Origin of the sequence: Microbacterium sp. IO18, from assembly GCF_049099505.1 — a bacterium.
GTDB classification, from domain to species: Bacteria; Actinomycetota; Actinomycetes; order Actinomycetales; family Microbacteriaceae; genus Microbacterium; species Microbacterium aurugineum.
Genome location: NZ_JBMJAF010000001.1, coordinates 252,507 through 274,880, shown reverse-complemented (window position 1 = coordinate 274,880; position 22,374 = coordinate 252,507). Strand labels below are relative to the sequence as shown.

Below are 22,374 nucleotides of genomic sequence, written 5' to 3'. Positions count from 1 at the left end.
AGAACACGACGGGGCGGAACCGAGAGATCGGTCCCCCCCCGTCGTGTTCGAGGAGTGGTCAGAAAGGCAGCAGCGGATCGACCGCGACCGCGACGAAGATCAACGTCAGATAGGTGATCGAAGCGTGGAACACGCGCATCGGGCGAGGCTCGGTACCGCGCACCGCACGGTTGTACAGGCGATGCGACTCGTAGATGAACCATCCGCCGAACACCGCGGCGGAGACCGTGTACACCAGCCCCATGTCCGCGATCGGCACGAGCAGGAGCGAGCAGGCGACCGTGGCCCAGGCGTACAGGATCACCTGGAGGCCGACCTGCGAGGCGTTGCGCGTGACCCCGAGCATCGGGACGTCGACGTCCTCGTAGTCGTCCTTGTACTTCATCGACAGCGGCCAGTAGTGCGGCGGGGTCCACAGGAACACGAGAAGGAAGAGGATGAACGCCGGCCAGTCGAGCGAGCCGGTCACGGCGGACCAGCCGATGAGCACCGGGAAGCACCCGGCGATGCCACCCCAGACGATGTTCTGCTCGGTGCGGCGCTTGAGGATCATCGTGTAGATCACGACGTAGAAGAAGATCGCCGTGGCGGAGAGCGTCGCCGTGAGCCAGTTGGTCGTCACCAGCAGCCAGACGGTCGAGGTGATCGCGAGCGTCCACGAGAAGACGAGTGCGCCGCGCGCACTGACCTCGCCGGTCACCAGCGGCCGATTCTCGGTGCGATGCATGTGCGCATCGATGTCGCGGTCGAGGTACATGTTGAACGCCGCCGCGGAACCGGCGCTGAGGGATCCGCCGATGACGGTGGCCAGCACGAGCCAGAGGTCCGGCAGTCCGCCCTGCGCGAGGAACATCACCGGCACGGTCGACACGAGCAGCAGCTCGAGGACACGCGGCTTGGTGAGCGTCACGTACGCCTTCACCGTGCGACCGATGGACGACTTCCTCACGGTCTGATCAGACATCGTCGAGATCTCGATCGCCTCCTCCGCGCACGTAACCGGACAACCTCTCCAGTGTATGACACGGCGTGACGTCCTCTGCGCCGTCGATCCGCGTAGCACGACAGTCGTCTTCGCTATGCTGAAAGCACTCGCGCGCCCGGCGCTGCGCACTCCCCTCCACCCGTCCCCGCGACGGTGCAGGATGCGCCAGGGAAGTTGCGGATGCGCCAGGGAATACGGGCGCCCTCGAAACTGTCGGAAAGGGCATGAACGTGTCGGAATTGCAGTGGGATGAGATCGATCGACGTGCGGTGGACACCGCCCGGATCCTGGCGGCCGATGCCGTCGAGAAGGTCGGCAACGGGCACCCCGGCACGGCGATGAGCCTCGCTCCGGCCGCGTATCTCCTCTACCAGCGGGTGCTCCGTCACGATCCGACCGACACCGACTGGCTGGGCCGCGACCGCTTCATCCTGTCCGTGGGGCACTCCTCCCTCACCCAGTACGTGCAGCTCTACCTCGGTGGTTTCGGGCTCGAGCTCGACGACCTGAAGGCGCTTCGCACGTGGGGCTCGCTGACCCCCGGACACCCGGAGTACGGGCACACCAAGGGCGTCGAGATCACGACCGGACCTCTCGGCCAGGGACTCGCCTCGGCCGTGGGCTTCGCCTACGCCGCCCGCTACGAACGCGGCCTGTTCGACCCCGAAGCCGCTGCGGGCACGAGTCCGTTCGACCACTTCGTGTACGTGATCGCCGGTGACGGCGACCTGCAGGAGGGCGTCACGAGCGAAGCCTCCTCTCTGGCCGGCCACCAGCAGCTCGGCAATCTGATCGCGATCTACGACTCCAACCAGATCTCGATCGAGGACGACACCAACGTCGCCTTCACCGAGGACGTCGCGAAGCGTTACGAGTCCTACGGCTGGCAGGTCCAGGTCGTCGACTGGAAGAAGACCGGCGAGTACGTCGAAGACGTCGCCGAGCTCAACGCGGCCATCGAGGCGGCTCAGGGCGAGACCTCGAAGCCGTCGCTCATCATCCTCAAGACGATCATCGGTTGGCCCTCGCCCGGCAAGCAGAACTCCGGCAAGATCCACGGCTCCGCCCTGGGTGCCGACGAGCTGGCCGCGACCAAGAAGGTCCTCGGCTTCGACCCCGACCAGAACTTCGTGGTCGCCGACGAGGTCATCGCCCACACGCGCGGTCTCGCCGCTCGCGCCGCCGAGGCACGTGCCGCGTGGCAGGAGTCGTTCGACGCCTGGGCGTCGGCGAACCCGGAGAAGAAGGCCCTCCTCGACCGGCTCGAGGCCCAGGAGCTCCCGGCCGACATCACCGGCGCGCTGCCCGTGTTCGAGTCCGGCAAGGAGGTGTCGACCCGCGCCGCGTCCGGCCAGGTCATCAACGCCCTCGCCGCCGAGCTCCCCGAGCTGTGGGGCGGATCGGCTGACCTCGCCGAATCGAACCTCACGACCATCAAGGATGCGCCGTCGTTCATCCCCACCGAGTGGTCGACCCACGAGTGGTCGGGCAACCCGTACGGACGAGTGCTGCACTTCGGCATCCGCGAGCACGCCATGGGTGCGATCGTGAACGGCATCGTGCTGCACGGCCCGACCCGCGCGTTCGGCGGCACGTTCCTGATCTTCAGCGACTACATGCGGCCCGCGGTTCGCCTCGCGGCGCTCATGGACATCCCGTCCGTCTTCGTCTGGACGCACGACTCGGTCGCCCTCGGCGAGGACGGGCCCACCCACCAGCCGATCGAGCAGCTCGCCACCCTCCGCGCGATCCCGAACTTCACGGTCGTGCGCCCCGCGGACGCGAACGAGACCTCGGCCGCATGGCTGGAGATCCTGCGTCGCCACGGGGGCCCCGCCGGCATCGCCCTGACGCGGCAGAACATCCCGGTGTTCGAGCGCGGCGACGGTGCGGCCTCGGGTGACGTGTTCGCCTCCGCGGACAACGCGTCCAAGGGCGCCTACGTCCTGGCCGAAGCACCGAGCGGAACGCCCGACGTCATCATCATCGCGACCGGCTCGGAGGTGCAGCTCGCCGTGGGCGCCCGCGAGGCACTGGCCGCGGAAGGCGTGAACGTACGCGTCGTCTCCGCTCCTTCGCTGGAGTGGTTCCACGAGCAGGACGAGGCGTACCGTGAGAGCGTGCTCCCGGCTTCCGTCACGGCCCGCGTCTCCGTGGAGGCGGGATCGGTGCTCGGCTGGCGCGAGATCGTCGGCGACCGCGGTCGCTCGATCGGCATCGACCACTTCGGTGCCTCCGCCGACTACAAGACCCTGTTCGAGAAATTCGGGATCACGACTGAGGCCGTCATCGCGGCAGCACGCGAGACCATCGCCGCACACAGCACCAAGGAGAACGCATGAGCACCCCCACCGCACAGCTCGCCGCCGCAGGTGTCAGCATCTGGCTCGACGACCTCTCCCGCACCCGCATCTCCTCCGGCAACCTCGCCGAGCTGATCTCGTCGCGCAACATCGTCGGAGTCACCACGAACCCGACGATCTTCGCGAACGCGATCACGGACAAGAACGACACCTCGTACGACGCGCAGGTGACCGAGCTCGCGGCATCCGGGGCGAGCGCCGAGGAGGCGGTCTTCGCCGCCACCACGCAGGACGTGGCCGCGGCACTCGACGTCTTCCGTCCGGTCTGGGAAGCGTCAGACCACGTCGACGGTCGTGTCTCGATCGAGGTCTCCCCCGACCTCGCCCACGACACCGCGGGCACCGTGGCACAGGCGAAGGAGCTGTGGGCGAAGATCGACCGCCCCAACCTGCTCGTCAAGATCCCGGCGACCAAGGCGGGTCTCCCGGCGATCTCCGAGGCGATCGGCGCCGGGATCAGCGTCAACGTCACGCTGATCTTCAGCCTCGAGCGCTACGCCGAGGTCATCGACGCCTACCTCACCGGACTCGAGACCGCGAAGGCAGCCGGCATCGACCTGTCGACCATCCACTCGGTCGCCTCGTTCTTCGTCTCCCGGGTCGACACCGAGACGGACAAGCGTCTCAGCGCCATCGGGACCGACGCCGCGGAGGCGCTCAAGAGCAAGGCGGGCCTGGCGAACGCCCGCCTCGCCTACGAGCTCTTCGAGCAGAGCTTCGCCGGTGACCGCGCCAAGACCCTGCTCGATGCCGGAGCCAACCCGCAGCGTCCGCTGTGGGCTTCGACGGGCGTGAAGGATCCCGCACTCCCCGACACCCTCTACGTGACCGAGCTCGTCGCTCAGGGCGTCGTCAACACGATGCCGGAGAAGACCCTCGAGGCGACGTTCGACCACGGCGTCGTCACCGGCGACACGATCACGGGCGGCTACGAAGCGGCCCGCGCGGTCTTCGCCGGACTCGCCGAGGTCGGCATCGACTTCACCGATGTCACCCAGGTGCTCGAGGACGAAGGCGTCGCGAAGTTCATCGACTCGTGGCACGATCTGCTGACGCAGGTCGCCGAAGGTCTGGAGTCCCAGCGATGACGTTCTCCATCCACGCATCCGGAGCCGCGCGCGCCGCGATCGATGAGACGGTGCCGAGCCTCGTCCACGATCTCGTCGCTTCCCGCATCACCGGCGGAGATCCCACGCTCTGGGGTACCGCGGCAGAGGCGGAGGCGTCGATCCGGCTCGGATGGGTCGAGGCCGTCTCGGTCTCGCGCCCGCTCGTCGCCGAGATCGTCGCCCTGCGCGACGACCTCCACGCCAAAGGGGTCACGCGGGTGGTCCTGGCAGGCATGGGAGGCTCCTCGCTCGCTCCCGAGGTCATCGCACAGACCGCTGGGGTGCCGCTGACCATCCTCGACTCGACCGCTCCCGGCCAGGTGCTCGCCGCACTCGATGAAGGGCTCGAGGACACCGTTCTGGTCGTGTCGTCGAAGTCCGGGTCCACGGTCGAGACCGACTCGCAGCGTCGTACCTTCGAGGCCGCTTTCCGCGACCTCGGCATCGATCCCGTGGAACGCATCGTCGTCGTGACCGACCCCGGTTCCCCGCTCGATGCGTCGGCGCGCGAAGCAGGGTACCGCGTCTTCAACGCCGACCCGAACGTCGGAGGGCGCTACTCGGCGCTCACAGCGTTCGGACTGGTGCCGACGGGTCTCGCGGGCGTCGACATCGACGAGCTGCTGAACGAAGCCGAGGCCTCGTCGCTCGAGGTAGCCGTCGACTCCGCCGAGAACCCGGCGCTCCGCCTCGGTGCGGCCATCGCCGCGACGAACCCCCGCCGCGACAAGCTCGGTCTGATCACGGACGGCACGCACATCAAGGGTCTGCCGGACTGGATCGAGCAGCTCATCGCCGAGTCCACCGGCAAGGAAGGTACCGGTATCCTCCCGGTCGTTCTCCTTCCGGTCTCGCCGGAGCTCGACCCGGTGCCCGCCGACCTGCAGATCGTGCGGCTCGTCGACGACGCGAACGAGTTCCACCTGCACGAACGCTACGAGGGCGAGATCCTCGTCAGCGGGACGCTCGGCGCGCAGCTCATCGTCTGGGAGTACGCGACCGCGATCGCGGGCCACCTGCTGCACATCAACCCCTTCGATCAGCCCGATGTCGAATCGGCCAAGGTCGCTGCCCGTGGCCTTCTCGACGCACGCCCCGAGCCGACCGCCCCGGCCTTCGTCGAGAACGGCGTCGAGGTGCGCGTGTCCGACCCGGCACTCGCGGCCTCCGGCACCGTCGAGGGCGTCCTGGACGCGCTCTGGGCGCAGCTCCCCGCCGACGGCTACGTGTCGATCCAGGCCTACGTCAACCGGCTCGAGGTGCCTCAGCTCCAGGGGCTGCGCGAACTGGTGGCCGCCGACTCCGGACGACCGACCACCTTCGGATGGGGTCCGCGGTTCCTGCACTCGACCGGCCAGTATCACAAGGGCGGTCCCGCGCAGGGGGTGTTCCTGCAGATCCTCGAGCGCACGGACGTCGATCTCGAGATCCCGGATCGTCCCTTCACCTTCGGGCAGCTCATCCAGGCCCAGGCCGCCGGTGACGCCGCCGTGCTCGCCGAGCACGGACGTCCCGTCGTCACGCTGACGATCACCGAGTCCTCGGACGACGTGCTCGCCCTCTTCGAAGCCGCACAGAAGTAACAGCAGGAGAATCCCCCACTGATGTCTGTTCCCCTCTCGCGCGGGCACAACCCGCTGCGTGACCCCGATGACCGCCGCCTCAATCGGATCGCGGGGCCCAGCGCCCTCGTGATCTTCGGCGTCACCGGTGACCTCTCACGCAAGAAGCTGATGCCCGCGGTCTACGATCTCGCCAACCGCGGGCTGCTCCCTCCGGGTTTCGCCCTGGTCGGGTTCGCTCGCCGGGACTGGGAGGACCAGGACTTCGCGCAGGTCGTCTACGACGCGGTGAAGGAGCACGCCCGGACGCCGTTCCGCGAAGAGACGTGGACTCAGCTGCTGCAGGGCATCCGCTTCGTCTCGGGTGAGTTCGACAACCCGGACTCGTTCCACAAGCTTCGTGAGACCGTCGAGAAGCTCGACCTCGAACGCGGCACCATGGGCAACCACGCGTTCTACCTGTCGATCCCGCCCAAGGACTTCCCGCTCGTCGCCAAGCAGCTGAAGGATTCCGGGCTCGTCGGTGAGAACAGCGACGATGACGAGCGCTGGCGGAGGGTGGTGATCGAGAAGCCCTTCGGACACGACCTCGAGTCCGCGCGTGCCCTCAACGCTGCGCTCGAAGTGGCCTTCCCGGCCGACTCGATCTTCCGCATCGACCACTACCTGGGCAAGGAGACGGTCCAGAACATCCTGGCGCTGCGCTTCGCGAACGAGTTGTACGAGCCGATCTGGAACCGCAACTACGTCGATCATGTGCAGATCACCATGGCCGAGGACATCGGCGTGGGCGGCCGGGCCGGTTACTACGACGGCATCGGCGCTGCGCGCGACGTGATTCAGAACCACCTCCTCCAGCTCCTCGCCCTGACCGCCATGGAAGAGCCGATCAGCCTGTCGGCTGCGGACCTGCGTGCCGAGAAGGAGAAGGTGCTCGCTGCCGTCCACGTCCCGGAGGACCTCTCCCTCGCCACCGCGCGTGGGCAGTACGACGGCGGCTGGCAGGGCGGCGAGCAGGTGACCGGCTTCCTGGCGGAGGAGGGGATGAACCCCGAGTCGACCACGGAGACCTACGCGGCCATCAAGCTCGAGATCGACACGCGCCGTTGGGCCGGCGTGCCGTTCTACCTGCGCACCGGCAAGCGTCTCGGACGCCGTGTGACCGAGATCGCCGTGGTCTTCAAGCGCGCACCCCAGCACCTGTTCGGGCGTGGCAACGCCTCGGAACTCGGACAGAATGCGCTCGTCATCCGGGTGCAGCCCGACGAGGGCGTCACCATCCGGTTCGGCTCGAAGGTTCCGGGCAGCGGATCCAACGTCCGCGACGTCACGATGGACTTCGGCTACGGCCACGCGTTCACCGAGGCGAGCCCCGAGGCGTACGAGCGTCTGATCCTCGACGTCCTCCTGGGCGACCCGCCGCTGTTCCCGCGGCACGAGGAGGTCGAGCTCTCCTGGAAGATCCTCGATCCCGTCGAGAAGTACTGGGCCGCCGAGGGCGGCCCAGTCGAGCAGTACGCGCCAGGCTCGTGGGGACCGGCATCCGCCGATGACCTGCTGGCCCGCGATGGACGAGTCTGGAGACGCCCGTGATCATCGATCTTCCCGACACCACCGTCAGCCAGGTCGCGAAGCAGCTGGTCAAGGTACGCGAGGAGGGCGGCGCCGTCGCTCTCGGTCGTGTCCTCACCCTGGTCATCTCCGCACGCAACGGGGTGGCCGAGGCCGCCATCGATGCCGCCAACGATGCGTCCCGCGAGCACCCCATGCGCGTCATCGTGCTCACGACCGGCGAAGGGGATTCCCGCCTCGATGCGCAGATCCGCGTCGGCGGAGACGCCGGCGCCAGCGAGGTCGTCGTCCTCCGTGCCTTCGGTGACGCCGCCAGCAACGAGGAGAGCCTGATCACCGGCCTCCTCCTGCCGGATGCTCCCGTCGTCGCGTGGTGGCCCGAAGCAGCTCCGGTCGCACCGGCACAGTCACCACTCGGCAAGATCGCCCAGCGACGCATCACGGATGCGGCGACGGCGAGCGACGTCCGCGACCGGCTCGCCCTCCTCGGCGAGACCCACGCCCCCGGTGACACCGACCTCGCCTGGACCCGGCTGACGCACTGGCGTGAACAACTGGCGGCCGTGCTGGATCAGCCGCCCTACGAGCCGATCACCGGCGTCGAGGTCCGTGGAGCCGCGGCTTCCCCGTCCACCGCTCTGCTGGCCGCCTGGCTGCAGATGGCGCTCGAGGTTCGGGTGCGCTGGTCGTACGAGGATCCTGAGCACTGGGAAGAGGGCATCAAGTCCGTGCGCCTGACCCGTGAGTCCGGCGACATCCTGCTGGAGCGCCCGACGCCGGGCGTCGCGGTGCTCACGCAGCCCGGACAGCCGAACCACGACCTCCACCTGCCGCGCCGGACCCTTCGTGAGTGCCTCGCGGAGGAGCTGCGTCGGTTGGACCCCGATGTCCTGTACGGTCGAGTCATCACCGAGGGCTGGGAGAAGCTGGGTCCGCCCGAGACTGGAGAGTGACGTCGATGCAGGTATCATCCGCAGAGAAGCGGGTCGTGGTGGAATCCACACCTGCCGCCCTCGCCCACCGTGTCGCCGATCGATTCCTGACGCGTGTCCGCGCGCGTACGAGGAACGGTCGTCTGGCCCACATCGCCCTGACCGGCGGATCGATGGGTGGAGCGGTGTTGCGCGCGACCCTGGAAGACCCTCGGTCGGCCGAGATCGACTGGTCGCTGGTGCACTTCTGGTGGGGTGACGAGCGATTCGTTCCGCGCGATGACGCCGACCGCAATTCCCTGCAGTCGCGGCAGGCTCTGCTCGACCACATCCCGGTACCCGCCGAGAACGTGCATGAGGTGGCCGGCCCCGACACCGGGCTCACTCTGGACGAGTCTGCCGCAGCCTATGCGGCGGAGCTCGCCCGCTTCGGCACCGAAGACCACGCATGGCCGTCCTTCGCCGTGTGCTTCCTCGGAGTGGGACCTGACGGCCACGTCGCCTCGCTCTTCCCCGACCGCGACGAGGTCACGGTCACGGATGCCGCGGTGCTCGCCGTCCGTGACTCGCCCAAGCCGCCGCCGGAGCGTGTGACGCTCACCCGTCCGGTGCTGAACTCGTCGAAGCGCGTCTGGCTGGTGCTGACCGGCGCAGACAAGGCCTCTGCCCTGGGTCTGGCCCTCGCAGGCGCCAGCTACACGAGCGTGCCCGCCGCCGGCGCCAAGGGACGCAAGCGCACGGTGTTCTTCGTGGACGAGGCCGCCGCCGCCGAGGTCTCCCCCGACCTCATCGATCAGGCGTACTGAACGGACATCGCGGCTAGGGTGCCGCTCTAGGGCTGTTCCGGCGAACCGGAACGCCACGGCTGCTCGCGCGGATCCTCCGGGTTGTCCGGACGATCCGTGGCCCCGGGGGTACCGGGAGAGGCCGGAGGGGGCACGGACGTGCCGGCAGCCGCCGGTGTGGTCTGGGACGTTTCCGGCGAGGTGCTGCCGCGCGCGATCCCCAGTTCCTGGCTCTCGCTGAGTACCTGCGGGTGGTAACGGGCGAGCCCGACGACTCCCCACACCGCGATGGCGCCCGCGATCACGAAGATCGCCATCACCCAGGGGGGAGCTGCCGCGGCTTCGCCGAGGACGACCATGCCGATGACGACGGCGACGAGCGGATCGACGACCGTGAGCCCGGCGATGACGAGGTCGGGCGGACCCGAGCTGTACGCGGTCTGCACGAAGTAGCCACCGACGGCTGCTGCGGAGACGAGCGCGAGCACGCAGATCGCCGTGATCCACTCGAACTGCCCGGCCTCGATGCGCTTGATGACGACCTTCGCGAGCGTGGCGACGAAGCCGTAGAGCACGCCGGCGCCGATCACGTAGAACAGTGCACGCATGCGGTGCCGGAGGATGAGCCAGCCGCCGCCGAGGATGATGATGACCACCAGGAGCAGAGCGAGGATCACGAAGAGCTCACGATCGGTCACCTCCTGCTCGGTCGCATAGATCGCCGCGAAGAAGACGAAGAGGAAGATGCCGCCGACGCAGCACACGATGGCGGTGAGCGACTGTTTCGTCGGAGCGTGACCGGAGACCCGCGCATTCAGGAGGGTCGTGATCACGAGAGCGATCGCCCCGAGGGGCTGGACGACGATCAGCGGAGCCTTCACCAAAGCCGCGAGCTGGCAGACGACGGCGAGCCCGAGCATCAGCGTGCCGATGAGCCACGACGGCCGCGTCAGCAGGCGTCGGATCTGGTCGAAGCTGAGTCCTGACGCGCCGTCGGAGCCGCTGAGACGCTCGACCTTCTCCACGCCGCGGTGCTGATACTGCGCTCCCAGCGACATGAAGACGGCGCCGGCGAGGGCGAGAGGGATCCCCAGAAGCAGACCGGGGTTCTGAAAGGCGCCGACGAGCTGGTCGCCGACGTCTTCCACCGCGTTCATCCACACCCCAGCAGTCACGATATGAGCCTACCTGCCGCATCGTGCCGACTAGGGTTGTGACGTGGCTGTACTACCGATTCGCATCATGGGCGACCCCGTCCTGCACTCCCCCGCTTCACCCGTCGACGAGATCACGGACGAGATCCGCACCCTCGTCGAGGACATGTTCGAGACGATGGACACCGCCCCGGGCGTCGGGCTCGCCGCGCCTCAGGTCGGTGTGCCCCTGCGCATCTACACGTATGCCTACGTCGACGACGACGACGAGCCCTGGCGCGGCGTGCTCATCAATCCGGAGCTCTGGATGGTTCCCCTGGAGCCGGGCGACCCCGACCCGGAGCTGGAGTCGGAGGGCTGCCTGTCTTTCCCCGGCGAGCGGTTCCCGCTTCGACGCTCCGAGCGCGTCCGCGTCACAGCGACCGACCTCGACGGGCAGCCTGTCTCGATCGACGTGGACGGATGGCGTGCCCGCATCATGCAACACGAGTTCGACCACCTCGACGGCATCCTCTACGTGGATCGCCTCTCCGACGGGGACTGGAAGACCGTGCAGAAGATCGCACGCAAGCGTGGATGGGGACGCCCGGGCGCGAGTTGGATGCCCGGCGTGGACGACCTCGAAGGATGACCCGAATGAAGCTACATCCCGGACTCTCCCTGTTCCTCGCCACCGGCGCCCTGACCCTCTCGGTCGTTCTGACCGGTTGTGGTGGATCCGCCTCCGCACCGGAGCCGAGCTCGACGGCGGACGGCGCGGAGACCGGAAACGTCACGACTCCTGCCGTGCAGGTCGGCGATTGCCGCCTCGAAGCCGCCTCCGGGATGCCCGAGGACGCCGAGGTCGTGCCGTGCGACGAACCGCACGATGAAGAGGTCTTCCACCAGGTCACCGTGCGGGAGGAGGACTTCAGCGTCGAAACGGTCGACGCGTACACGACGGAGTGCGTGGGTGAGGCGTTCACCGATTTCGTCGGGGTCGCGCGAGAGGAGTCGGCACTCATCGTCTATCTGATCCCCCCCACGGCCGAGACCTGGGACCAGCCCGACGGACGCGTGCTCTCCTGCCTGCTCGCCGATCCGGCCGGCCCGGTCGAAGGAACGCTCGAGGGCGCGGCCCGCTGACCCTCCGCACCGGGTGCGCAGAGCGCCCGTGGGAATGACGAAAGCCCCCTCCGAAGAGGGGGCTTTCGTCATTGGCTCCCCGGCTTGGACTCGAACCAAGAACCTGCCGGTTAACAGGCAGGTCGTGTGGCTCTCGCCTGTTCCCGAAGACTAGCGATTGCTCCCCGCTCTCCACGTGATTTCGGGGAATCGAGGGCGACTGTCGGCAACCGACGGGAGCCCTCGCGAGCGATCGTTCCCAAACAGTAGCGCTGAATGAGCGCTGAATGAGCGCTGAATCGCGCTCTCGTTTGACCGGCTTGGAATCGTTGTCACGCGCCGCACCAAGCGGCACCGACGAAGGGACACACCATGGATTCCAACGACCTGACCACACAGAAGCAGTGGCACGAGATTACGGCGTCGGAACAGCTGGACGAGGTCAACATCATCGGCCGGATCGATGTCCGCCGAGCACTTCGCAAGGCCTATGACCGACTGAACGAGCTTCCGAGCCTATCAAGGTCTTGTGATTGCGGCATTCATCGACGAAGTGCCGTTCTTCGCACTGCGCGCGTCTCTCACCACGTAGAACGCCCCGATCCTTCTGATCTAGCGGAGGCGGGGCGTTCTGCGTCGAGAGGTCGCTCTACCCGGGCGACCTGCCGCTAGAACGTGGGCAGGCTCAGAAGGTTGTTGTTCCACTGCCCGTCGGCGTAGGTGCGGAGATACGGCTGGCCATTGCTTGGCTTCACCACGCCCACCAGAGATCGCCCGCTGCCGCTCCCAACATACGCTTTGCCATCGTCTTCGACCCACGCCACGAGGCTGGGCTTGTCGTTCTCGCCACTCTCACTCGTTTCGTTGCTACGCCACTTGTATCGAACGATCTCGTCTTCCGACTTTCGCGTGCTCCCGTAACGCACATGAGTGATCTGAATTGACATCTTCGTCCCCAGTCCTGCCGCGCCCATCGCGGCCTTCGATTATCGTTTCACAGGCCACCGACACTGCAAGTCGAAGTTGTCCAGGAATCAGAAACGCTGGGTAATCGCGACTATGTCCGCACCCGTCGCCCGCGTGGTCTGATCCGCGCTTCGGTAGTAAAACTCATCTCCGACAGACGCCGGGCCCCGCTGAGGCGGGACGCCAATAACAATGACGCCGAGACCGTAATAGTTGTTGTAGTCGATTGAGGCGAGGACATCGGACTTGAGAGGCTCGCTCAGTAAGGAGTTTCTGATCTCATCCTTGATACGACTGAAGTAGTCCTCCACCTGCTCCCCGAGGAATGTGGCCTCCCGATCAACCCCAACAACATACCGAGGGCCGACCTTTCGCGGTTCGGTTCCATCGAGAGTCTTGATCTTGTCCGCGTCGGAGGACTTATCCGCCACGCCCAGAACGATAGCGCCCGCGGTCGGGCCATTGTTTGCGATTGCGCAAATGGTACGAACTAGCTTCGGTATCATCCCTGCATCAAGGGCGCGTCCGCTCGGTGCCAGCGTCAGCACGCCCTGTTTCAGCTCGTAATGAGGGAGCTCGATCTGCGAACGCTGGATCAGACCGTCGATGTCGGCTACGGCCTGGCTGCCGTAGATGTTGGTGGCCTTACCCGGAACAAGGTGTGGCTGGATCAGGCCCTTCACGAGGTTGACCTTCTGGACGCGCTTCTCAGTACTCGTGGCCTTCGCTGAGACGTGGACTGCCATTCCGGTCAGCCCCGTCTTGAGGCCCGCGTAGTCGGCAATAACGTTATTACCCTTAACGAGAAGTTCGTGGAAAGCGAAGAACAGGATGGCGAAGACGGAAGGAAACCCGTTCGTGTTGGGCGAAGTGAAGAGCAAGTCGCGGAGCTTAGTGTGCGATCCCGTCGAGCAAACCTTTTCGATCTCTTCGATGCAGAACTTAAACTCATCCGAGAAGGTGTCCACGCCGTATACCTGGAGCGCGTCCTCAATCCTCGTACTCTCTGTCGACCCCGCGTCATATATCTCGTCTAGCGCGGCCTTTGACCGTTCGACGATCGTTCCGCCTGCGACGGAAGCCAGGATGTCGGCGATGTACTGCTCGTCGAGCGAGTCACGCAGGTCAGTCGATCTCAGAATTCCATGCTTGACCCAGAAGACGTCCTCCGCCTGCACGAGGTAGCCGTGTTTGGTCATCGGTAGATCGATGCTGATCGAGGGCATCTCTGACAGCGGCAGCACATCGGTCGAGACATCGCCCCGCATCGTGGTGGCAAGCTCGCGCACAGTGGTCGCGAATTCATTCTGAACGCCGGACTGGCGCCTCTCCTGATCGCTGAGGCGGTGTCCGTAGGTATTGATGCGCTGGAAAACGTCATCGATCTCAGCCTCGGATGCGTCGCGCATCACCGTGATCGCCATGACATAGTCCAAGAACGTGCCGACCTCGCGTTGGCTGAGCTTCTCAGCGTCTTGCTTGGACTCGACAAGGCCCTCATCGACACGAACTTGAGCGCCGGTGAAGTGCGAGATGTCGAAGTATCGCCCGTCCAGCGCGGAGAACCCGTTTTCGATAAACGAGATGATCGTGGAGAGACGCTGAAGCCCGTCGATGATCTCGTAGCCGCCTTCGTCTCGCTCCGCCAGCAATATCGCCGGTACGGGGTACTGGTTCTGGATCGATTCGATCAGTTTCTGCTTCTCGACCTGAGTCCACACGAGCTTTCGCTGGTACCGGCGGTTCACGAAGAGCTCTCCCGCTGCGTGCCAGTTGTACACAGACTGGATGCTCCGCGGGGCTGGGTCGAGAGTAGGCATAGTGGAAGTATGCCAGCCCGACGCGGTTCAATCGGCCCGCGCCGCGGACTCCCGAACACTGTTCCGCTCCCCCCACACAAAGGGATAATAGCTTTACTGACACCCTACGCCCACGACGCTGGCGTACAACTCTGGCCGGGGCGTCACCCCGGAGCGAAGGGTCATCCGAGCGGGCTGGACCACGACCGGCCGTTCGACGTCGAGTCTCTCAAGCGCTACTACTTCAAGCGGAAGGCGTTGGTACCGCTCGGACTGGACTCATTCTCATGGCACGATCTGCGACACTTCTACACCAGCGTGCTCATCGCCACCAAGCGCCTACATGGACGCGGACGACGCAAACGTTACGCTTCTGCGCCCCCGACGGGCCGTCTAGCTAGACCTCCGGAGCTGAACCATTGCACGAGAGGCACGGCAAGTAGGACTGCCGCCTCAGCCTCAGCCTGTGTCGGCTTGCGATACCCGTTGCCTCCGTGGCGACTCTCTTGCCCAATCCACAACGCCTCAGCCATCTTGACTGGCACATCAGCATCTGGAGCGGGGATATCGAGCCTCCAGTCCGTTTGCGCCTTCATATCGCGCACGACCGTGCCGAGCGTAGCCTTCTTGTTGTTGGGCGCCACGATGTGCACGCCCGCTTCCTCGACAGCTTTGATCGCTTTCTCGTACGCCTCTTCGGTGTCTGGTGATCTCCCGAAAGCAGAATGCCATGCCTCAGCCAGCAACGCCCCGGCGTCACCCGCGCTAGCCATCACAGCATCGGCTGCGACCACGACCCCCTCGGGCACTCGCTTCTCTAGAGAGGTATGACCGTCCCTCTCACCCACAGTCCATTCAGAGCCTGAGTCTCGAAGCAACAGTTCCAGCGCATCACGATATTCCTTCGCCTCCCACCCGAGGCGCTGCGTATGGAAAACCAAGAAATCAACGAAGTCCAAAAACTCCTCTACTCCCATCGCCTCATACAGACCCGGGACGTTGGACTGGCGCAGTATAGGAAGCAACGACTTGGACCGCCGCGTTGCCGTCTCGAACTCTTGGAGCAACTCCACGTCGATCTCGTGACCGCCATCCAGCGAGCCGTAGCTGGTCAGCCGAAGTTGCATAACGTGGGTGACCCAGATCACTAGCGGTCGAAGCATCCAGGACGGGACTCCGGCGTGAAGCGCGGCCAGGTCGCCCGGGTCAGAACGTCGTGATCGCCATTGCATGTTCTCATCTTGCCGGATGGCGCTGACATCAGTACTTGCTGAGGGTGCCACGGCCGAAACAAGAGCGCTGATTTCGCGCTGATCGCGGACACTGACCAACGAAAGGGGAGAAGGCCCGGAACCTGATCTTGCTCAGGATTTCCGGGCCTTTTCATTGGCTCCCCGGCTTGGACTCGAACCAAGAACCTGCCGGTTAACAGCCGGCTGCTCTGCCAATTGAGCTACCGAGGAATGCGCCCGCTGCGCGGGCAACTCGACAAGCTTAGCAAACTCCCGACGTAGTTCATGACACCGGGGCGCCGTTCGCGTATGCCGGGCGTGTCGGCGTCAGCGCCGCGAATCCGACTCCGCGTTCGGCACCCAGAGCAGATCCCGGCCGACACCGCGGGCGACCACATGACCGCCACGGAGCATGAGAGTCTCGGCGTTCAGTTCGCGGATGAAGTCCGCGTCGTTGGTGACGAGCAGCGCCGCCATCGACTGTTCCTTGCGGCGACGGGTGATCGCATCGAAGACCACGGGGCGGACCTCGAGGTCGAGGTTGGCGAGCACCTCATCCGCGATGAGCACCCGCGGCTCGAGGACGAAGGATCGGGCGATCGCCACGCGCTGGCGCATACCGGCGCTGAGCTCATAGGGGAACTTCGCCGCCGTCCCGAGCGGAAGGTGGAGTTCGTCCAGCAGCGTGGCCACGCGGATCGACAGAGCCTTGGTGTTGACCCGCCGTTCGCGGATCAGGATCGGTTCGGCGATCACCTCGTTGACCGTCAGGCGCGGCGGAAGATCGGCGCCCGCCCCTTGGGGGACGAAACCGGCGCGATAGGTGAGGATCCGGTGCTTACGTCCGGGGCGGCGGACGTCCACCCCACACACCTGCGCGCTGCCCCCGACGACCTTCACCGAGGGATCGGTGGAGCCGGCGAGGGCCGCCACCAGCGTCGACTTCCCGGATCCGGTCGGCCCCGCGACGCAGATGAGCTCCCCGGGCGCGAGCGAGAACGTGACACCGTCGACGGCCCGCGTCGGCATGCCATGACCGATCCGGTCGATCACCAGATCGGAGCAATCGATGGCGTTCGTGGGTTCGGGCTTGCGGGACATGTCTCCATCCTGCCCGCTGCGCGATGCCGCGCGGGGTTACGACTCGGCGAAGCGTTGACGCTCGGCGTCGATGTCGCGCAGGCGCATGCGCAGCGCACGTCCTCCGTCGGAGTCTGCGGGCACACGCTGCACCGCCCCGAGGAGTTCCTGCTTCTCGGACTCGAGCTGGCGCAGCACGAGTCTGCGGGCCAGGTCTGAAACGGTCGCGACGGCCCGCTCCTCGTCGCGCGCAGGGAACGGAGTCATCAGCAGTTCACCGGCGAGCGAACGATACGGCTCACGCACCGCGTTCACCGCCTCCGTCACCCAGCCCGCCCTCGTCCGATCCGGCGCCCCCACCACGGCTTCGCGCACCGCGTCCAGCCCCGGAGTGCGGAACGGCACGGCCAGTGCCCTGCTCAGCAGCGCCTGGTCGACCTGATGCCCGTACTGCAGGGCGCCCATCAGGGCGTCGCGCTCGACGGCCACATCGGGGCTGCGCGGCAGAGTCGCCAGAGTGACCGGCGCCATCACGGGCGCACCCGTCACGCCATCGACCTGCTGCGGAGCCTCCCGACGCACCGGCGGAGCCATCGAGGCACCGCGGGCCGCGCGCTCGACCTCGCTGCGCACCTCGGTCGGATCCATCCCGAGCCGGCGTGCCAGGACCCGTTCGTAGCCCGGGCGCAGAAGCCGGTCGCGGATCTCCGCCACGATCGGTGCCGCGGCACGAAGAGCACCGACGCGTCCTTCCACCGTGCCGAGGTCGAAGCCGGCCAGCTTGCGGTCGATCGCGAACTCGAACATCGGCTGCTTCTTGTCCATCAGTCCGCGCACGGCGGCGTCGCCCCGCTGGAGTCGCAGATCGCACGGGTCGAGCCCATCCGGTGCGACCGCGACGAAGGTCTGTGCGTTGAATCGATCGTCCTCGGTGAACGCACGCAGCGCCGCCTTCTGACCGGCCTCGTCGCCGTCGAACGTGAACACGACCTCCCCCGAGGCGTTGTCGTCGCCCATCACACGACGCAGCACCTTGATGTGCTCGGTGCCGAACGCCGTGCCACAGGTCGCGATGGCCGTCGTGAGACCGGCCAGGTGGCACGCCATCACGTCGGTGTAGCCTTCGACCACCACGACACGTCGAGGATCGCCCCGCGCGATGTCCCGCTTCGCGAGGTCGAGTCCGTAGAGGACCTGCGCCTTCTTGTAGATCGGGGTCTCCGGGGTGTTCAGGTATTTGGGCCCGTTGTCGTCATCGAAGAGCTTGCGCGCGCCGAATCCGATCGTCTGACCGGAGACGTCGCGGATGGGCCACACCAGACGCCCGCGGAACCGATCGTAGACCCCCCGCTGTCCGGTCGAGACGAGTCCTGCCGTGCTGAGTTCCTCGCGGGTGAACCCCTGCGCCGTGAGGGCCTTGAGCATCCCGTCCCACCCGCGCGGCGCGAACCCCACTCCGAAGTGCGCGGCGGCACCGGCGTCGAATCCGCGTTCTCCCAGGAAGCGACGGCCGGCCTCGGCGTCCGGCGACAGCAGCTGCGCCCGGAAGAACTCCGCCGCCGCCGTGTTCGCCGCGTAGAGGCGACTTCGACCGCTCGTCTCCGGGGCCGCTCCCCCGTCTTCGTAGTGCAGGGTGTATCCGATGCGTCCGGCCAGGCGCTCGACGGCCTCAGTGAAGCTGATGTGATCCATCTCGCGCAGGAACGAGTAGACATCGCCCGACTCGCCGCAGCCGAAGCAGTGGTAGTAGCCCACCTGTTGACGCACGTGAAAGCTGGGGCTCTTCTCATCGTGGAACGGGCACAGGCCCTTGAGCGATCCCACGCCGGCCGACTTGAGAGCGACCCGCTCACCGACGATGTCCGCGATGTTCGTGCGCGCCTTGACCTCGTCGACGTCGGCCTGCCGGATGCGTGGCATCAGTGCGCCCCTTCGGCGACGGGCCGCCGCTCGGCGTGCGCGCGCGCACCGGGTCGTGCGTGACGCGGGGTCCAGATGCCGACCTCGGCCGGATCGATCTCCCCGACCAGGCGATTGTGCCAGTCGATCGCGCTCTGGTCGGTGAGGCTGGCGATCTGATCGACCACGACCCTCGCGCGCTGGGCATCGTCCTCGGCCGCCACGAAGTCCGCGGCGAATGCGGGCTCGAGAACGTCCGAACCGGCGGACCACAGCGCATCCGTCGACCAGAGCGCGTCGGCGAGACGCTTCAGCACCCGCCGCTGCTCCTTGTAGACACCTTTTCGCGCTTCGATCGTCACGATCGCCTGGCCCATGATCCCCTTCAGGACAGCGATCTCGACCTCGACCACCCGCGGCACGATCACGTGCGCGTTGTAGCGCACGAGTGCGGTCGAACCGTACGCGTCTTTGGTGGCGGAGACAGACGCGCGGGCGAATCGGCCGATCAGGTCGCTCGTCAGGTTCTTCAGGCGGGCGAGAGCCTGACGGGAACGGTCGAACGACGCGAGCCACATCGGCTGGGATGCCAGGCGATACAGGGCATCGGCGAGTTCGTCCCTGGTGAAGTCGTATCCGACCCACTGCTGGATGCGTCCGACGAGGGCGTCGTGGGCGAGGGGGTCTGCGAGCTGGGCGACATCGACGTAGCCGTTGACGATCGCGTCCTCGAAATCATGCACCGAGTAGGCGATGTCGTCGGAGAGATCCATGATCTCCGCCTCGATGCAGCGCAGCCGACCGGGCGCCCCTTCGCGCATCCAGCGGAAGACGGCCTCGTCCTCGGGATACACGCCGAACTTCAGGCGGCCCCCGGGATCCGGCACGGGGCTGTCCACCGTCCACGGATACTTGCACGTCGCGTCGAGGCTCGCACGGGTCAGGTTCAGGCCGACGGAGCGGTCGTCATCGTCGAGGACCTTCGCCTCGAGCCGGGTGAGGATGCGCAGCGACTGCGCGTTGCCCTCGAAGCCGCCGATGTGCTCGGCCCACTCGTTGAGTGCACGTTCTCCGTTGTGACCGAACGGAGGGTGCCCCAGATCGTGGCTGAGACACGCGGTATCGACGACATCCGCGGAGACGCCGAGTGCCACCGCGAGTTCCCGTCCGACCTGGGCCACCTCGAGCGAGTGGGTCAGTCGGTTGCGCGCGAAGTCCGCCGTGCTCGCGGGGCTCAGCACCTGCGTCTTGGCGGCGAGACGGCGCAGCGCGGCGGAGTGCAGCACGCGCGCGCGGTCTCTGGCGAAGTCGTTGCGCTCGGATCGATGGGTCTCGGCGAAGAAGCGCTCGGCGTCGCGCGCATCGTAGCCGTCGGCGCGAAGCCCGACCGGGGAGTCAGCCGCCACTGTTCTCGATCTCCGCTCCACGCATCATCTCCGAGGCGGAGGACGCGAGCTCGCGCGACTCCAACCACTTGTCGGGCAGCGCCGTGCGCTTGGGGTGTCCTGCGCGTCCGCGCTGGCCCTCCGCGTCCGCGCCGGGGTACGGCGCCGTGTGATCGAGCCGTCCGAGCAGCTCGTCGATCTCCGCCAGGCTCGACGCGGTGGCGAGTCCCGTCCGGATGTCCCCACCGACCGGATACCCCTTGAAGTACCACGACACATGCTTGCGCACATCCCGGCAGCCCCGGTCCTCGTCCTCGAAGAACTCGACGAGCAGTTCGGCATGTCGGCGGAAGGCGTCCGCCACGAAGCCGAGCGTCGCGTCGACGACCTTTCCCTCGCCCCCGAATGCCGTGGCGAGTTCGCCGAACAGCCACGGGCGTCCGAGACAACCGCGACCGACCACGACCCCGTCGCAGTCGGTCTGGGCCATCATCCGCACGGCGTCGGCGGCCGACCAGATGTCGCCGTTGCCGAGCACCGGGATGCTGGTGACGGCCTGCTTCAGCTCACCGATGGCGTTCCAGTCTGCGTGTCCGGAGTAGAACTCCCCCGCGGTGCGCGCGTGCAGCGCGACGGCAGCCGCGCCGGCATCCTCGGCGGCTCGACCGGCATCGAGGAACGTCAGGTGATCCTTGTCGATGCCCTTTCGCATCTTGACGGTGAGAGGCACGTCCCCGGCGGCTTTGACGGCCTGATCGACGATGTCTGCGAACAGCTTCGACTTCCAGGGCAACGCCGCTCCCCCGCCGCGACGGGTGACCTTCGGCACGGGACACCCGAAGTTGAGGTCGATGTGATCGGCGTGGTCTTCGGCGACGATGATGCGCACCGCTTCCGCGATGGTCTTCGGGTCGACGCCGTAGAGCTGGATGGAGCGCGGGGTCTCGGACTCGTGGTGCCTGATGAGTCGCATCGTCGTGTCGTTGCGTTCGACGAGTGCGCGCGAGGTGATCATCTCGCTCACATAGAGTCCGGCTCCGTACTCACGGCACAGACGTCGGAATGCGGTGTTCGTGATCCCCGCCATGGGTGCGAGGACGACCGGCACGTCGAGATCGATCGGACCGATGCGAAGGGGGCGGGCGGTGGTGGCGAGAGTCATGTCGTCTCTATTCTCCCAGACGCGGAGCCGGGAGGGATGCGGCGATCTAAGCTGTGGATATGACCGAATCCTCGCTCCGCACGATCCCGTTCACCGACGCGAAGGGCGAGCAGAAGACGCTCGACGATCTCGGCGCCGATGTGGTGCTGGTGGTGAACGTCGCGTCGAAGTGCGGCCTCACGCCCCAGTACGAACAGCTCGAGGAATTGCAGCGTCTCTATGGTGACCGCGGGTTCACCGTGGTCGGGTTCCCGTGCAACCAGTTCTTCGGTCAGGAGCCGGGTTCGGTCGATGAGATCCTCGAGTTCTGCTCGACCACCTACGGCGTGAGCTTCCCTGTCACCGACAAGGTCAAGGTGAACGGCAAGAACGCCGCCGAGCTCTACAAGGCGCTCAAGGAGACCCTCGATGCCGGCGGGAAGGCCGGACGGGTGGAGTGGAACTTCGAGAAGTTCCTCGTGCTGCCGGACGGGGACGTCCTGCGCTTCCGTCCGAAGCAGAAGCCGGACGCCCCCGAGATCGTCAGCGCGATCGAAGCGGCGCTGCCCCGCTAGACCGCGGCGGCCTCCGCCTCGGTCTCCCCGCGCTTCGCCCAGAGATCGCGAAGGACGTTCTCGAACGCGGCCGGCGGCTGCGCACCGCTGATGCCGTACTGGCCGTCAACGACGAAGAACGGCACCCCTTGGATGCCGTAGGCGCGCGCCTGAGCCTGGTCCTGACGCACGGCGGGCAGGTACTGCTCACTCTCCAGCGCCGCACGAGCACGGTCGGCGTCGAGACCGACCTCGACCGCGAGCGCGACGAGATCGTCGATGCGCCCGACATGCTTGCCCTCGGTGAAGTAGGCGGACATGAGCCGCTCCTCCATCTCGTGCTGCAACCCCTCGGCCTTCGCGAAGTGGAGCAGCTCGTGCGCCTTCACCGTGTTGGTGTGCTGCAGCAGATCGAAGCGGTACTGGAGCCCCGCGTCGGCGGCGACACCGGTCACGTTCGCCAGCATCTGCTCGACCTGGTCGCGGGGCATGCCCTTGTGGCCGGCGAGGAAGTCGATCTCGTCCCCGTCGAAGTCGACGGGGGTGTCGGGTGAGAGCTCGAACGAGTGGAACGTGATGTCGACCTGCGGCGCGTCCGCGTCGGCAGCTACGGCTTCGAGACCCTTCTCGAGGTTGCGCTTGCCGATGTAGCACCAGGGGCAGGCGATGTCGGACCAGATGTCGATGGAGATGGGTTCAGTCACACTTTCATCCAACCGCATGCGCCTGTGAGCTATTCCGCTGCTGCGGGG

General features: G+C 66.6%; 19 protein-coding genes and 1 tRNA gene. 9 read left to right on the top strand and 11 right to left on the bottom strand.

Annotated elements, in window-relative coordinates; translation table 11 throughout:
- Positions 1-58 precede the first annotated feature (58 nt).
- Positions 59-964, bottom strand: a complete 906-nt coding sequence (locus ACLF6J_RS01355) for a heme o synthase (RefSeq protein WP_047519996.1) — start codon at positions 962-964, stop codon at positions 59-61.
- 251 nt (positions 965-1,215) lie between these two features.
- Here ACLF6J_RS01355 and tkt point away from each other — a divergent pair, with 251 nt between their 5' ends.
- The 6 genes from tkt to pgl are packed head-to-tail and all read left to right on the top strand — an operon-like array spanning position 1,216 to position 9,329.
- Positions 1,216-3,327 (top strand): transketolase, encoded by a 2,112-nt coding sequence (tkt, locus tag ACLF6J_RS01350; protein WP_134354025.1) that lies wholly within the window; start codon positions 1,216-1,218, stop codon positions 3,325-3,327.
- Positions 3,324-4,436, top strand: coding sequence for a transaldolase (tal, locus tag ACLF6J_RS01345; RefSeq protein ID WP_134353830.1), 1,113 nt, complete (start codon positions 3,324-3,326; stop codon positions 4,434-4,436). Before tkt ends, tal begins: the two co-directional genes overlap by 4 nt.
- Positions 4,433-6,040: a glucose-6-phosphate isomerase gene (locus tag ACLF6J_RS01340; protein ID WP_134353831.1), complete on the top strand. Its 1,608-nt coding sequence runs from the start codon at positions 4,433-4,435 to the stop codon at positions 6,038-6,040. The genes tal and ACLF6J_RS01340 overlap by 4 nt, the downstream gene beginning before the upstream one ends.
- Positions 6,041-6,061: 21 nt before the next feature.
- Positions 6,062-7,612: a glucose-6-phosphate dehydrogenase gene (gene zwf / locus ACLF6J_RS01335; RefSeq protein ID WP_047519990.1), complete on the top strand. Its 1,551-nt coding sequence runs from the start codon at positions 6,062-6,064 to the stop codon at positions 7,610-7,612.
- Positions 7,609-8,544 carry a glucose-6-phosphate dehydrogenase assembly protein OpcA gene (locus ACLF6J_RS01330; RefSeq protein WP_047519988.1) on the top strand — a complete coding sequence of 312 codons (936 nt, stop codon included), beginning with the start codon at positions 7,609-7,611 and terminating at the stop codon, positions 8,542-8,544. Before zwf ends, ACLF6J_RS01330 begins: the two co-directional genes overlap by 4 nt.
- 5 nt (positions 8,545-8,549) lie before the next feature.
- A complete protein-coding gene (gene pgl / locus ACLF6J_RS01325; protein WP_194239242.1) occupies positions 8,550-9,329 on the top strand; it encodes a 6-phosphogluconolactonase in 780 nt (259 codons plus the stop codon).
- A 26-nt stretch (positions 9,330-9,355) separates the two neighbouring features.
- On the opposite strand, the gene ACLF6J_RS01320 is transcribed toward pgl, so the two are convergent.
- Positions 9,356-10,465, bottom strand: coding sequence for a DMT family transporter (locus ACLF6J_RS01320; protein WP_134354026.1), 1,110 nt, complete (start codon positions 10,463-10,465; stop codon positions 9,356-9,358).
- 61 nt (positions 10,466-10,526) lie between these two features.
- Here ACLF6J_RS01320 and def point away from each other — a divergent pair, with 61 nt between their 5' ends.
- Positions 10,527-11,093 carry a peptide deformylase gene (def, locus tag ACLF6J_RS01315; protein WP_131491181.1) on the top strand — a complete coding sequence of 189 codons (567 nt, stop codon included), beginning with the start codon at positions 10,527-10,529 and terminating at the stop codon, positions 11,091-11,093.
- Between the two features lie 5 nt (positions 11,094-11,098).
- Positions 11,099-11,587, top strand: a complete 489-nt coding sequence (locus tag ACLF6J_RS01310; RefSeq protein ID WP_134353832.1) for a septum formation family protein — start codon at positions 11,099-11,101, stop codon at positions 11,585-11,587.
- A 647-nt stretch (positions 11,588-12,234) separates the two neighbouring features.
- Here the strand turns inward: ACLF6J_RS01310 and ACLF6J_RS01305 are convergent.
- The 8 genes from ACLF6J_RS01305 to dusB form a co-directional block, all read right to left on the bottom strand.
- A complete protein-coding gene (locus ACLF6J_RS01305) occupies positions 12,235-12,513 on the bottom strand; it encodes a DUF3892 domain-containing protein (RefSeq protein ID WP_166804729.1) in 279 nt (92 codons plus the stop codon).
- An 87-nt stretch (positions 12,514-12,600) separates the two neighbouring features.
- Positions 12,601-14,352, bottom strand: a complete 1,752-nt coding sequence (locus tag ACLF6J_RS01300) for a GmrSD restriction endonuclease domain-containing protein (protein WP_134353834.1) — start codon at positions 14,350-14,352, stop codon at positions 12,601-12,603.
- 344 nt (positions 14,353-14,696) lie between these two features.
- Positions 14,697-15,479 carry a hypothetical protein gene (locus ACLF6J_RS01295; RefSeq protein ID WP_134353835.1) on the bottom strand — a complete coding sequence of 261 codons (783 nt, stop codon included), beginning with the start codon at positions 15,477-15,479 and terminating at the stop codon, positions 14,697-14,699.
- Between the two features lie 239 nt (positions 15,480-15,718).
- A tRNA-Asn gene (locus tag ACLF6J_RS01290) sits at positions 15,719-15,794 on the bottom strand.
- 96 nt (positions 15,795-15,890) lie between these two features.
- Positions 15,891-16,664 carry an ATP-binding cassette domain-containing protein gene (locus ACLF6J_RS01285; RefSeq protein ID WP_047519982.1) on the bottom strand — a complete coding sequence of 258 codons (774 nt, stop codon included), beginning with the start codon at positions 16,662-16,664 and terminating at the stop codon, positions 15,891-15,893.
- A 36-nt stretch (positions 16,665-16,700) separates the two neighbouring features.
- A complete protein-coding gene (gene dnaG / locus ACLF6J_RS01280) occupies positions 16,701-18,563 on the bottom strand; it encodes a DNA primase (protein WP_134351373.1) in 1,863 nt (620 codons plus the stop codon).
- A complete protein-coding gene (locus ACLF6J_RS01275; RefSeq protein WP_131491185.1) occupies positions 18,563-19,948 on the bottom strand; it encodes a deoxyguanosinetriphosphate triphosphohydrolase in 1,386 nt (461 codons plus the stop codon). The genes dnaG and ACLF6J_RS01275 overlap by 1 nt, the downstream gene beginning before the upstream one ends.
- Positions 19,938-21,089: a tRNA dihydrouridine synthase DusB gene (dusB, locus tag ACLF6J_RS01270; protein ID WP_134351375.1), complete on the bottom strand. Its 1,152-nt coding sequence runs from the start codon at positions 21,087-21,089 to the stop codon at positions 19,938-19,940. The genes ACLF6J_RS01275 and dusB overlap by 11 nt, the downstream gene beginning before the upstream one ends.
- A gap of 59 nt (positions 21,090-21,148) precedes the next feature.
- On the opposite strand from dusB, the gene ACLF6J_RS01265 reads away from it, so the two are divergent.
- A complete protein-coding gene (locus tag ACLF6J_RS01265; RefSeq protein ID WP_421076805.1) occupies positions 21,149-21,643 on the top strand; it encodes a glutathione peroxidase in 495 nt (164 codons plus the stop codon).
- On the opposite strand, the gene ACLF6J_RS01260 is transcribed toward ACLF6J_RS01265, so the two are convergent.
- Positions 21,640-22,326 carry a DsbA family oxidoreductase gene (locus ACLF6J_RS01260; protein ID WP_047519972.1) on the bottom strand — a complete coding sequence of 229 codons (687 nt, stop codon included), beginning with the start codon at positions 22,324-22,326 and terminating at the stop codon, positions 21,640-21,642. The two genes, ACLF6J_RS01265 and ACLF6J_RS01260, sit on opposite strands and share 4 nt — an antisense overlap.
- Positions 22,327-22,374 lie beyond the last annotated feature (48 nt).